This is a genomic window from Tumebacillus amylolyticus (assembly GCF_016722965.1).
Taxonomy (GTDB): Bacteria; Bacillota; Bacilli; order Tumebacillales; family Tumebacillaceae; genus Tumebacillus; species Tumebacillus amylolyticus.
In genome coordinates this window covers 261272-273475 of the sequence record NZ_JAEQNB010000003.1, presented here as the reverse complement: position 1 = coordinate 273475, position 12204 = coordinate 261272, and the positions used below count along the sequence as shown (strand labels likewise).

Annotated in this window: 12 protein-coding genes; 8 read left to right on the top strand and 4 right to left on the bottom strand. The window is 55.8% G+C overall.

The window, feature by feature from the left end; all coding sequences use genetic code 11:
• Positions 1–4: 4 nt before the first annotated feature.
• Entirely contained in the window at positions 5–1588 is a 1584-nt protein-coding gene (locus JJB07_RS11325) for a nitrite/sulfite reductase (RefSeq protein ID WP_201635044.1), read from the bottom strand.
• Positions 1589–1752: 164 nt separating this feature from the next.
• Here JJB07_RS11325 and JJB07_RS11320 point away from each other — a divergent pair, with 164 nt between their 5' ends.
• The 3 genes from JJB07_RS11320 to JJB07_RS11310 all read left to right on the top strand — a co-directional run bounded on the left by JJB07_RS11320 (position 1753) and on the right by JJB07_RS11310 (position 4390).
• Positions 1753–1950, top strand: coding sequence for a hypothetical protein (locus JJB07_RS11320; protein WP_201635042.1), 198 nt, complete (start codon positions 1753–1755; stop codon positions 1948–1950).
• A gap of 69 nt (positions 1951–2019) precedes the next feature.
• On the top strand, positions 2020–2802 hold the full coding sequence (locus tag JJB07_RS11315) for an enoyl-CoA hydratase/isomerase family protein (RefSeq protein ID WP_201635041.1): 783 nt from the start codon (positions 2020–2022) through the stop codon (positions 2800–2802).
• Between the two features lie 73 nt (positions 2803–2875).
• Positions 2876–4390: a long-chain-fatty-acid--CoA ligase gene (locus tag JJB07_RS11310; protein ID WP_201635039.1), complete on the top strand. Its 1515-nt coding sequence runs from the start codon at positions 2876–2878 to the stop codon at positions 4388–4390.
• Positions 4391–4456: 66 nt separating this feature from the next.
• Here JJB07_RS11310 and JJB07_RS11305 read toward each other — a convergent pair whose 3' ends face one another.
• Complete coding sequence (locus tag JJB07_RS11305) at positions 4457–4939, bottom strand: NUDIX domain-containing protein (RefSeq protein WP_201635037.1); 483 nt, start codon at positions 4937–4939, stop codon at positions 4457–4459.
• Positions 4940–4954: 15 nt separating this feature from the next.
• Positions 4955–5764, bottom strand: a complete 810-nt coding sequence (locus tag JJB07_RS11300; protein ID WP_347338341.1) for an ABC transporter substrate-binding protein — start codon at positions 5762–5764, stop codon at positions 4955–4957.
• A gap of 95 nt (positions 5765–5859) precedes the next feature.
• Here JJB07_RS11300 and JJB07_RS11295 point away from each other — a divergent pair, with 95 nt between their 5' ends.
• Complete coding sequence (locus tag JJB07_RS11295) at positions 5860–6120, top strand: hypothetical protein (protein WP_201635033.1); 261 nt, start codon at positions 5860–5862, stop codon at positions 6118–6120.
• Between the two features lie 53 nt (positions 6121–6173).
• Here the strand turns inward: JJB07_RS11295 and JJB07_RS11290 are convergent, their stop codons facing one another.
• Positions 6174–6659 carry an inorganic diphosphatase gene (locus JJB07_RS11290; RefSeq protein WP_201635031.1) on the bottom strand — a complete coding sequence of 162 codons (486 nt, stop codon included), beginning with the start codon at positions 6657–6659 and terminating at the stop codon, positions 6174–6176.
• A 257-nt stretch (positions 6660–6916) separates the two neighbouring features.
• On the opposite strand from JJB07_RS11290, the gene JJB07_RS11285 reads away from it, so the two are divergent.
• The 4 genes from JJB07_RS11285 to JJB07_RS11270 all read left to right on the top strand — a co-directional run bounded on the left by JJB07_RS11285 (position 6917) and on the right by JJB07_RS11270 (position 12153).
• Positions 6917–8260: a hemolysin family protein gene (locus tag JJB07_RS11285; RefSeq protein ID WP_201635030.1), complete on the top strand. Its 1344-nt coding sequence runs from the start codon at positions 6917–6919 to the stop codon at positions 8258–8260.
• A 105-nt stretch (positions 8261–8365) separates the two neighbouring features.
• Complete coding sequence (locus tag JJB07_RS11280; protein ID WP_201635028.1) at positions 8366–9916, top strand: spore germination protein; 1551 nt, start codon at positions 8366–8368, stop codon at positions 9914–9916.
• A 12-nt stretch (positions 9917–9928) separates the two neighbouring features.
• Positions 9929–11038 carry a GerAB/ArcD/ProY family transporter gene (locus tag JJB07_RS11275; protein WP_201635026.1) on the top strand — a complete coding sequence of 370 codons (1110 nt, stop codon included), beginning with the start codon at positions 9929–9931 and terminating at the stop codon, positions 11036–11038.
• Entirely contained in the window at positions 11035–12153 is a 1119-nt protein-coding gene (locus tag JJB07_RS11270; protein WP_201635024.1) for a Ger(x)C family spore germination protein, read from the top strand. Before JJB07_RS11275 ends, JJB07_RS11270 begins: the two co-directional genes overlap by 4 nt.
• Positions 12154–12204: the final 51 nt, after the last annotated feature.

The window sequence follows — 12204 nt, the reverse complement described above, 5'->3', positions numbered from 1 at the left end:
AGAGTTACGCGCGAGCTTGTTGTGCCGCTTCGACTGCCGCTTTGACGGCGTCGTCCTCGACGCGATTTGCGAAGGAGCGGAACGATTCGCCCGCCGTGCGGTTCTCCGAATAATAGGAGACGATCGCTTCAATCGCAAATTTCACATCGTCCGCCGGGACTTTCAGGACGACTTTGCGGTTAAACTTGGAATCTACACCAAGACCGCCGCCGATGGAGATGTCGTACGCGTCTTGCATCTTGCCGTCGATGCGCACGAGCGCACCGGCGAGGCCGATGTCTGCGATCTGCTGTTGGCCGCAAGAGTTCGGGCAGCCGTTGACGTGCAGACGGATCGGGGTGTCGAAGTTCGGGAACGTTTCGTCGAGGTAGGTGGCGATCGACTTCATGCGCTCCTTGGTCTCCACGAGTGCCAAGTTGCAGAATTCGTTCCCCGTGCAAGCGACGGCGCGGCCGATGAAGTTGCTCGGCTGCGGGGAGAACGTCTGCAGCAGCGGCTCGGCGAGCAGGGCTTCGACGTTCTCGTCTGCCACGTTCGGGATGATGATGTTCTGGGTGTTGGTGGTGCGCAGGTCGCCGTTGCCGTACTTCTTGGCAATGCGCGCCAGTTCCAGCAAGATGTCGCCGGAGATACGACCGACCGGAAGCGAGAGTCCGACAAAGTTCAGGCCCGCTTGTTTCTGCGGATGAACGCCGTAGAGGTAGGCGCCGTTCCATTCTTCGGTTTGACGAACACCGCCGCGCGTGTAGGTTTTGCCGGTCACAGCTTCGACGTGCTCCAGGAATTTCTCCGGGCCCCAGTCTGCCATGAGGAATTTCACGCGTGCGTGCGTCCGCTTTTCACGGTATCCGTGGTCACGGAAGATGGAAACAACCGCTTTGATCACTTCCAGCGCTTGATCTTGGCGGAGGAAGATGCCGAGGTTCTGCGCGAGGTACGGTTTCGCGGAGAGACCGCCGCCGACGAGGATGTGGTAGCCCGCTTCGTCGCCAAGCAAGGCCGGGACGAGTGCGAGGTCGTTGATTTCCGGATGACCAAGGTCACGCGGGTCTGCTGCGATGGAGATCTTGAATTTGCGCGGCAGGTTGGAGAATTCCTTGTTGCTCAGGAATTCCTTCTCGACTTGGAAGACCAGATCGCGCACGTCGAACAGTTCCTTGGCGTCAAGACCTGCTACCGGAGACGAGATGACGTTGCGGACGACGTCGCCGCACGCTTGGATCGGGGACATGCCGACAGCCGCCAAACGGTCGAAAATTTCCGGCATATGCTCAATTTGCAACCAATGGTACTGAATCGCTTGGCGGGTGGTGACGTCTGCCAGACCACGGCCAAAGTCGTTTGCTAGTTGTGCAACGGTTACAGCTTGCTCATTGGTGAGCATGCCGCCCGGAATTTTTACGCGCATCATAAAGTAGGGATCGGTTTTCGGCTTTTGTTGGTAGATGCCATACCATTTAAAACGAATGAAATCGCTCGGATCGATGGTGTCGAATCCTTCTTTGGCATAGCGGTGGATATCTGCGAGGACGTCGAGTCCGTCCTTCTCGATCTTCAGCTGCTCTTCTTTGTTCAAAGTCGTAGCCAAGGTCGTTCTCCCCCTTTTCCTGAATAAATCCAAGTAAGTATATAGGTATTATAGTTCTTTTTTTCTTTGTCGTAAACCGCTTTTTCCTACTTGTCAAACTACTGAGGAATGACCGAAAATAAAGACGACAACCAATCATTCATACTACGGGGTATAGGCGCAACATGGACGAGAAAAATCTACCAAACTGGTTACTGATGGCAATTGTCGTGGGTCTTGGGGAATTATCGTATTATTTATGGAAGCATTACGGGATGTTGTGGACGACCAAATCGTCGATGGCGGTTACAGGGGTCGCGGCGGCAGGGTTTTTGGTCATCTACTTCTCGCGCCTTGTAAAAAGCAAGAATTCAAAAAAATGACCAGTCAGTACAAAAAACGGCAGGAACTCACCTTCTGGTGTCGAAAGAGTTGAAGGAGGCCCATACAGCATGAGCACTCGCAAGTATGTCAATTGGACGAAGGAAGACGGGATCGCGATCTTGACCATCGACAACCCGCCGGTCAATGTCCTGAGCGAAGCGGTGGGGATGGAGATCCGCGACTGCGTACATGAAGTGGAGATGGACGACGACGTGGTCGTTCTGATCGTGACCGGAGCCGGACGCGCGTTTATGGCGGGCGCAGACATCAAGGAGTTTCCCTCCAAGATGGCGCGCGGCGAAGCGAAGAAGATGGCGCTGGAGCACTTCCACACGTATAACAAGCTCGACTATCTGCCGAAGCCGACGATTGCCGCATTGAACGGCATCACGCTTGGCGGCGGTTTGGAGTTGGCGATGGCGTGCGACATTCGCATCGCGGGAGAGAGCGTGAAACTCGGACTTCCGGAGATCAAACTCGGCCTCTTCCCAGGGGCGGGCGGCACGCAACGTTTGCCGCGCTTGGTCGGCGAAGGCCGTGCCAAGGAACTGATGTACCTCGGTGACCCGGTCGACGCCCAAGAAGCGTGGCGCATCGGGCTGGTGAACAAAGTCGTTCCTGACGGCGAAGTCATGGAAGCGGCACTCGCGATGGCCAAGCAACTCTCGACGCGCACGTTGACAGCGCTTTCTCGAATCAAGAAAGCGGTTGACAAGGGCTTGGAGATGGACTTGACCAACGGCGTGCTCTATGAAGCGGAATTGCTGGACGAGGTCTTCCAGACGGAGGACATTCACGAAGGATGCAACGCATTTTTAGAAAAGCGCGAACCAAAGTTCAAACACCGGTGATCCACCGGTGTTTCTCTACGCGCAAGTTCCGACCGACTGTTCGGTTGGAGGAAAACACCAAGGGGGGATTCCGATGAATCTCAGTTTGACATTGCGTCAATCGGCCGCCCAATACCCGGATGTGACGGCGATTCACTTTCAAGGCACCGAGATGTCGTACGCGCAATTGGACGCCGCTGTCGACGCGTTTGCCGCAGGGCTTGCTCATCTCGGTTTGCAACAGGGTTCGAGAGTCGCGATCTTGCTGGGCAATTGCCCGCAGTTCGTGATTGCGTATTATGCGATTGCCCGCATGGGCGGCGTCTCCGTCCCGGTCAACCCGCTGTACAAGCCGGGTGAGTTGCAATTCATCCTCGCAGATGCAGGTGTGGAAGCGGTCGTCGCCGTCGCTCCGATGGCTCCGATGTTCCAGATGATGCGTCCGACGCTCCCGACTTTGAAGCACGTGATCCTCGTCGGGGGAGCGGGCGAAGGAGCTGTCGAATTCTCGCAAGTGGCGGTCGATCCGTCTCAACTGCCTCCTGTCGTTGTCAACGCAGACGACTTGGCGGTGGTGTTGTATACCTCCGGCACGACCGGCAAGCCCAAGGGTGCGATGCTGACCCATCGCAACTTGGTTTCCAACGCGTATCAATCGGGGACGTTCCTCGGGATTTCGCAGTCGGACCGCATCGTGACCGTATTGCCGATGTTCCATGTCTTCTGCATGACCGTCTCTCTGAACGCGCCGATCTCGCGGGGGGCGACCCTGATCGTGTTCCCGAAGTTCTCGCCGACCGAGATGGCGAAGACGGTGATCGACATGCAAGCGACGGTGTTTGCCGGCGTGCCGACGATGTTCAATTTCCTCGTGCAGCACCCGGAAGTGCATGCAGAAGATTTGAAATCGTTGCGCATCGCGATCTCCGGCGGTTCGGCGATGCCGGTTGCGGTGATGCAAGCGTTTGAGAAAAAATTCAACGTGCAAGTCAATGAAGGATACGGCCTGTCCGAAGCGTCTCCGGTCGTCTGCTTCAACCCGATTGACGGTGAGCGCAAACCGGGTACGATCGGATTGCCGATCATCGACGTGGAAGTGCGTCTCGCAGGAGAGGACGGCGTGACGCGCGGTGTAGGAGAAGTCGGAGAGTTGATCTGTCGCGGCCCGAACGTGATGCTCGGCTATTTGAACCGTCCGGAAGAAACGGCGGTGACGCTGCGTGACGGCTGGCTCTACACGGGCGACCTCGCGACGGTCGACGAGGACGGCTATTACACGATCGTGGACCGCAAAAAGGACATGATCATCAACGGCGGTTTCAACGTCTACCCGCGTGAAGTCGAGGAATTGTTGTTCACCCACGCAAACGTCGCCGAAGCGGCGGTGGTCGGCATCCCGGATGAAGAGTACGGGGAGCGAGTCCGCGCCATCGTTTCGCTCAAGCAGCCCGGCCTCACGACGCCCGACGAGCTGATTGCGTTCTGCAAGGAACACTTGGCTCCGTACAAAGTCCCACATGAAGTCGTCCTGCTCGACGAACTGCCGAAAAACACCACGGGCAAGATCTTGCGCCGTGAACTCAAGAACCTCGATGTGACCGTGGGCTGACACCCGCAATGAAAAAAGACGCCCCACACGCGTGGCGGCGTCTCTTTTTGCTGTCTGCGGGTGTTCTTACATGAAGACTTGGAACGTCGAGTAGCCGTAATCCCGTGTGAAGGTGAACTCGCGCTGGTGCAGAAGTCCGGGGTTGTGGACCGCTTCGCGCATGAGGGCGGCGAGGAATTCGGTGGTTGTTTCGTCGTCGAGCAGTTCTTGCGGGGTCTTCCACGCCATTTCTTCGAGTTCGCGTTCACAGCGCAGTTCCTCGCCGCCGGTGGGGCGGAGTTTGAAGACGAGCAGGGTGTCGGACTTGCCCTTGCGCAAGATGCCGGAGCGGACGGCGACGATCGATTCGGCGACCGATTGCACGCCGGTTTCTTCGAGCACTTCGCGCGCCGCTGCCATGTCGACCGTTTCGTCGGCGTTGACGAAACCGCCGGGGAGGGTCCAGAGACCCTTGGTGGCGCTGTACGACTTTTTGACGGCGAGCACTTTGCCGTCTTGGATCACCATGCCGGCGACGGCGAGCCAGACGTCGCCACGTTCAGTTGCCATGATGGGAGTACCTCCTTAGGGGTGTGTGCGTTGAAGTTGAATGTCGGGGTAGAGCAGGCGGGCGAGGTCTTCGAGGCCGTCGAAGAGGCGTTGGGAGGGGCGGCAGTAGAGACCTTCCTCCAACACGTATACACGGTCTTGGACAACGGCGGGGACGGTGTCCCAGCCGGGGCGTTCGGTGATCATCGAGGGCTTTACTTTGTCGGCGTGTACGCCGCACCAGACGGCGAATACAAAGTCGGGAGCACGGGAGATGACTTCCTCATGCTCGGCCGTGTACGAGTCGCCCGGCTTGTCTGCAAACAAATTCTGGGCACCGACCAGTCGGGAGAGTTCCGTCAGCCAGTTCAGCGACCCCGGAGAGATGAGCGGACGCGGCCACCACTCCCAGTACAATTTCAATTCCGTGGTGGAATTTCTCGCTTGTACAGCTTCGACCACTCGTGTCACACGACCTCGCAGTTCTGCGATGACCTCTGCGGCGCGATCTTCCACCCCGCAGGCCTTGCCGAGCGTTTCGACATCGCGGTAGATGTCTTCGAACGACTTCGGGTCGAGGACGAGGTAGTTCAGATGAAGTGCTTCCAATCGCTCGATGTTCTTCTCCATCCCGGGCACCGACAGCGAGGCGATGATGAGGTCCGGTTTCAGGGCTTGGAGTTTCTCCATATCAATGTTCAAGTCCGGCCCCAGCTTCGGCAAATCGCGGACCCATTCGGTCGGCCAGTCGGAGTAATCATCGACGCCGACCACGCGGTCCATCAACCCCAGAGCATGCAACAATTCCGTGTTGCTCGGGCAGATCGAGACAATTCGTTGTGTCACAAAACGTTCCCCCTCTCTCCTTGGAGACAAGTTGCTCCGTTTCAGGCGGAGTGGTACAATATGTTCGCATCTATCGTGTAAAGAGGTGACCTGCATTGTTCGTAGCCATGTATACGGTCTTGTTCCTGTTGCTGCTGATCGCTTCGTTCGGCTTTGGTTTCATCGTGAACATGCTGACCAAAAAATTCCCGTGGACTTCGACGGTTGTCGCCGTTGTCATTGGCGGTTACTTGTTGCTCAGCTTAGAAAGCGTCTCCAGCAAACTGATCACGTCGTTGCCGGTCTTCGCCGGCGGCATCGTCGCGACGATGACCATCCGCACCCTGCAACGCCGCGGTTTCAAAATGTTCGGCTAGAAAAAATCCTGAGTCGGTGGACTCAGGATTTTTTTCTGTATCACGATGGGGGATTAGCCTTGAACGCGAACGCGAGCTTCGTCGATCAGGCGAGCAGCGGTTTCCACGCCTTCCCAGCCGTCGATTTGCACGGATTTGTTCTCCAGGTCTTTGTAGACTTGGAAGAAGTGCGAGATTTCCTTCAAGGTATGCGGAGCTACATCGTCGAGGCTATGTACTTCCTTGAAGCGCGGGTCGTTGGTCGGAACCGCGAGAAGCTTCTCGTCTTTGCCTTTGTCGTCGGTCATCATCAGAACGCCGATGATGCGGGATTCGATCATGCAACCCGGGAAGGTCGGGAAGGTTGCGAGAACGAGCACGTCAACCGGATCGCCGTCTTCTGCGAGGGTGTTTTCAAGGTACCCATACTCGGTCGGGTAGTGCATCGGGGAGTAGAGGACGCGGTCGAGGATGTAACGGCCCTTCTCCTTGTCGAACTCATACTTGTTTTGCGAACCGGTCGGAATTTCGACCAGAACGTCTACGATCAAATCTGCCATGATGGGGTCAACCTCCTAACGAATGAGTAAATCAGTACCAATTATAGCAAGGAAGCCCGACGATGACAACGAGACGAAGCACTGTTCTCAACTGTCCGTCATTTTTCGGGATATATGGCGCATATTCTGGGTATAAGCTAACTGGAAGGGCACACGCCTGTATGTTATACTAATCCTCAACTATACTACTCTTGGGAGGTGGATTCCTGCTGGAAGAGACGCGTGTTCGGCGCGTTGTTTCAGACAGGAGCCTGAATTTGGAGGACCCGTTAGGTTCTGTTTCCTTTTTGGATATTGCCCTGATTTTTTTCCTGGTGTTCCTGAACGGCTTTTTCGTCGCGGCGGAGTTCGCGATGGTCAAAGTGCGTTCCACTCGGATTGAACAGTTGGTTTTGGAAGGGAACAAGCGGGCGAAATATGCCCAAGGTGTCACCGAGAAACTGGACGCGTATCTGTCGGCGACCCAGCTTGGTATCACGCTTGCCTCGCTTGGCCTTGGTTGGGTTGGGGAAAGCACCCTGGCAACACTGGTGACGACGTGGGCTCACGACCTGCATCTGACGTTATCGGCCGCAACCGTTCACACGATTGCTGCTGTCGTCTCCTTTGCCGTCATCACTTTCATGCACATCGTTCTCGGGGAACTGGCGCCGAAATCACTGGCGATTCATCGTACCGAAGGCACTGTGCTCTGGACATCCGGTCCGTTGACTTTCTTCTACAAAGTCATGTATCCCTTCATCTGGCTGTTGAACGGAACGGCCAACGGCTTTCTGCGCATCATCGGCATCCGTCCGGCTACCGAAGCGGAGCTGGCGCACAACGAAGAAGAGATTCGCATGATCGTCACACAATCGCATGAAAGCGGTGTGCTTGACGAGACGGAACGCATTTTGTTCGACAACATCTTTGACTTTTCCAACCGCGTGGCACGTGAGATCATGGTGCCGCGTACCGATATGACCTGCCTGTATGTGGATCGTTCGTTTGACGAGAACATGCGCAAGGCGGAGACGGAGAAGCACACCCGCTTCCCGCTCGCCAAGGAGGACAAAGACAACATCGTCGGTGTTGTCCACATCAAAGACCTCTACGCCGTGGCGCTCAACGGCAACACGACTCTCTCTCTGGAAGTGATCGCCCGCAAGCCGGTCACCGTTCCGGAATCGTTGCCGATCAAAGACGTGCTCCGCATCTTGCAGAAGAACCGCTCCGAATTGGCCATCGTCATCGACGAATACGGCGGCACCGCCGGGATTGTCACGACGGAGGACATTTTGGAAGAACTCGTCGGCGAAATTCAGGACGAGTTCGACGAGGAACGTCCGTTCTTCGAATTGCATGGCGAGGACCTCTCCATCGACGCACGTATGCTGATCGACGAGGTCAACGAGTACTTCTCGCTGCGCATCGAATCGGAGGATGTCGACACGATCGGCGGCTGGGTGTACGCGCAATTCACAACCCCGCACGTCGGTGCGAAAGTCAACGTCGACAACTACCAATTCGTCATCTCGGAGATGGATTCGCTTCGTGTCACCCGCTTGACGGTCAAACGTCTCAAGTCGGTCGATGAGGAAGAAGTCCAACATCACGCGTAATGTTGCAAAAACCCGCAAGCCGCACCCGGCCTTGCGGGTTTTTTTCGTATGTCTGGAAACACTATGAGAAAATTGGCAAGGCACGAAATGAATGGGTGAGCCGACATGAAAACCAAATGGTTGCAAGGTTTGATCAAGTCACTAAGCCTTGGGCAAGGACTGAACGATCAGGGCGGGGATCTTGAAACGCCCGACGTGCCGTTGACGGACGACCCCAAGGAAAACGCACGTCGGATCATGGACACGGTGTTGCACGCCATGGATGTGGCGAACGTCCAATTGACCGATGACCGCCATTCGCCGCAAGTGATGTATCTGAAGACGATGACCAATTACAAGATGTTGCAACAAGACATCATCCGCCCGATGAAAGCTCTCGCCCTGCACGGCAAGTCGTGGGATCGCATCAACGACTATGTCGTGGTCGGACAACGCAGAGCCGTGGACAAGTTATCGGACGCCGTTCACTACTTGCTCGACGGATGGACGTTGGTGGGGCTCCCGGGAGTCAGCGGCTTTCTCTGCTTCAAGACCGATCACGAGCAATCCCGTCCTGTGGAAAAAGCGGAGAACCAGTCGATCGTCATCGGACCCCAAGAAGCGTTCAGCGAATCGCTGGAAATCAACATCTCCTTGATTCGCAAGCGGTTGAAGACGCCCGACTTGGAGTTTGTCACGATGAAAATCGGGGACCTGACCCAGACCAAAGTGGTGGTGATGGGGATTCGGGGCATCGTCAACGAGAAGTACATGGACATGATCATCCAACGCATTCGTGAAGTCGAGATCGACGGACTGCTCGGGGCGGGGGAATTGGTGCAACTCATCGATGACCAGCCCTTGTCTCCGTTCCCACAATTCAACTTGGGCGAACGTCCTGATAACGTGGTGGCTGCGTTGATTGAGGGCAAAGTCGCCGTGATCGCCGGCGGCTCCCCGTATGCGTTCACGGGGCCGAGTTCTTTCATTGAGTTTTTTCAATCTCCCGAGGACTACTACAACCGCTGGTTGTCGACGTCTCTCGTGCGCATGTTGCGCGTCTTCGGCGTCTTCGTCTCGATTACGCTGTCGGGCATCTATGTGGCGACCCTTCAGTACCACTATGAAATCATCCCCGCCAACATGTTGAAGACGATTGCGCTCTCCCGGGCCAAAGTTCCGTTTCCGCCGTTGTACGAAGCGTTGTTTCTCGAACTGACGCTGGAAGTTCTGCGCGAAGCCGGCGCCCGCTTGCCGACCAAAGTCGGTCAAACGATGGGGATCGTAGGCGGTATCGTCATCGGGCAAGCGGCGGTGTCGGCGGGCTTCACCTCAAATGTCATGATCATCGTCGTCTCGCTGTCGGCGTTGGCTTCGTTTGTGACCCCAAGTTATGTGATGGGCAACGCCGTGCGCGTAGTGCGCTTTCCGATCATCTTTTTGTCGGGCATGTATGGCTTCATGGGCTTGATGGTCGGGTTGGTGACGATTCTCCTGCACATGTTGAATTTGTCGTCCCTGCATGCACCCTATATGACACCTCTGGCTCCGCTTCGTCTCGGGGACCTCAAAGACACGATCATCCGAGTGCCGACGCAATTGCTTTCGTTTCGACCGTTGCTCAGTCGCGCACGGCGCAACCGCAAGAACAACTCGCCAACCTTGAAACGAAAGTGAGGGAAAAAAGCCGTGCGTCACCAAACCCAAGTGGGAAGTGAACAAAAGCATTCGATCAACAGCATCGAATTGCTGTTTCTCTTGCACACGGTCCCGATTGGGGTCGGCATCTTAGGGCTGGTCCGCTTCGTTGCAGACAAATCCGGACATGACGCACCGCTGGCCGTGTTGCTCTCAGGGCTCTACCCGCAGATTGGAATCCTGTTTATGTGGTTGCTGCTCAGGCGTTTTCAAAACTTAGGGGTCTATGAGATTCACAAGGAACTGTTCGGGAAATGGCTGGGGTTCCTGTTCAACTTCGCGTTCATCTCCTATTGCCTGTATGCGAGCTTTATGACGATGCGAACTTTCATCGAGTTGATCAACACATGGTTGTACCCGATGACTTCGCCGATGGTGCTCACGTGTATCTTATTGGTGCCGACGCTTTATGCGAGCTACTGCGGAGTTCGCTTGCTGGGGCGCTATGCAACCACGACGTTTTTTCTCACCGTTTGGATTTTGTTGCTGACCTACTTTCCGACCAAGGAGGCTACGCTTTCTCATCTGTTTCCCATCGGGCAGAACGGGATGTCGTCGATCTTTCAAGGCAGTCTCCTGTCCGCGCTCTCCATCCTCGGCTTTGAATTGTTGCTGGTGATGTACCCCTACGTCGCGCACAAGCAAGACGTGCTGCCCGCCGCTTCCATCGCGTCGTGGGGGATGACGCTGATCTATTTGCTCAACGCCATCGTGACGATCATGTTCTTCTCCCTCCCGCAATTGGAAAAAACGATCTGGCCGATGCTGACGATGTTTAAGCACGTCCAAGTCCCGTTCATTGAACGATTCGAAACGATCGTCATCGCGGTCTGGGTGATGCGCATCGTCAATACCTGCGGCGCTTACCTCTGGGCGGGGATGGATGGTTTGCAAAAGTCTTTGCCCTTGAAAAAACCCTATCTCTACCTGGTGGTTGCCGCCGCATTCCTCGTCTTGACGATGCAGGTCAAGGGACGAGCGATCATCAACACGAATTTGAACCTTCTCTCCAAAATCGGTCTCGGCGTCATGATCGCCTATCCGCTCTTGCTCTGGCTCCTAAGCCTCATCCTGCGCAAAAAAGGAGAGAAGCCGTCATGAAAAAAAGAGCGTGGCTCTTCGCGCTCGCTCTCGCCGTCGGCAGTACAGGCGTCGGCTGCGGAGCGCGCCAGCAGCGCCAGTTGGAACAACTCGGGGTCATCTCCGCCGTCGGGTACGACCAAGCGGAACATGAAAACATCACCGGCACCGTCGTCATCCCGAACTTCACCGACACCGGCAAGGAAAAAATCGACGTGTTGACCGGCACGGGCGGCTCGTCCAAAGAACTGCGCTTCGCACTCTCCCGCATGAGTGAACGCAAGCTCGTCTCCGGCCAAATCCGCGTCGTGCTCTACGGAGACAAGTTGGCGCGAGAGGGCATCATGCCCTACAGCGACACGCTGTTTCGCGATGTGGAGATCGGGTCGCAGATCTACTTGGCGGTTGTGGACGGGCGGGCGGTGGATTTTTTCGCCAAGCGGTATCCGGACAAACCGAGTGTGGATATCTATCTGTATCGCATGTTGCGCAAAGAGATGGAGCAGAACACCCTGCCTCGCTCCAACCTGCACCACTTTTTGCACGATGTGTACGATCACGGCAGCGACCCGGTGTTGCCGTACCTGCGGCTTGGCAAGGAGGACATCATCATCGACGGGGTGGCGGTGTTCAAAGACGATGTCATGGTCGGGCGACTCGATCCGGAAGAAACACGCTATCTCGCCTATCTGGGGGGTGGGAATTCAATGGGCGAAGTCGATGTGACGCTGCAAGAGAAGACCCGCAGCGGCGAACCGGCACATGCGGTGGTCATGTATATGAAAGTCAAACGCAAGCTGGATATCAGCCAAGTGCAGGGCCACCCCAAGATCGTGATGCACTATGAAATCGACGGCGCGGTCACGGAGTATTCCGGGGACTCCAACTTGGAGGAAGAACCGAATATCAAAAAAATAGAACTGGCGATCCAAAAGAAAATGGAGACCTCGATGAAACACCTCCTCCACACACTTCAGCACGACTACGGCTCCGACCCGCTCGGGTTGATCGAGTTGTACCGCTCCAAAGGGTATGTGACCAAGTTGGACAACAAAACGGGAGAAGACCTGTACAAAAAAGCGGAGCTCGATGTCAAGGTCAAAATGAACATCCTACAGACCGGAATGATCCATTAAGTGCCCAAGATGAACATTCACGCATTGACGCTCCTGCTTTCGCGACCTATA

Excerpts from the sequence above, each read along its gene's own strand:
- JJB07_RS11320 (WP_201635042.1), top strand. The coding sequence starts at position 1,753 with ATGGACGAGAAAAATCTACCAAACTGGTTACTGATGGCAATTGTCGTG.
- JJB07_RS11315 (WP_201635041.1), top strand. The coding sequence starts at position 2,020 with ATGAGCACTCGCAAGTATGTCAATTGGACGAAGGAAGACGGGATCGCG.
- JJB07_RS11310 (WP_201635039.1), top strand. The coding sequence starts at position 2,876 with ATGAATCTCAGTTTGACATTGCGTCAATCGGCCGCCCAATACCCGGAT.
- JJB07_RS11280 (WP_201635028.1), top strand. The coding sequence starts at position 8,366 with ATGAAAACCAAATGGTTGCAAGGTTTGATCAAGTCACTAAGCCTTGGG.
- JJB07_RS11290 (WP_201635031.1), bottom strand. The coding sequence starts at position 6,659 with ATGGCAGATTTGATCGTAGACGTTCTGGTCGAAATTCCGACCGGTTCG.
- JJB07_RS11305 (WP_201635037.1), bottom strand. The coding sequence starts at position 4,939 with ATGGCAACTGAACGTGGCGACGTCTGGCTCGCCGTCGCCGGCATGGTG.
- JJB07_RS11270 (WP_201635024.1), top strand. The coding sequence starts at position 11,035 with ATGAAAAAAAGAGCGTGGCTCTTCGCGCTCGCTCTCGCCGTCGGCAGT.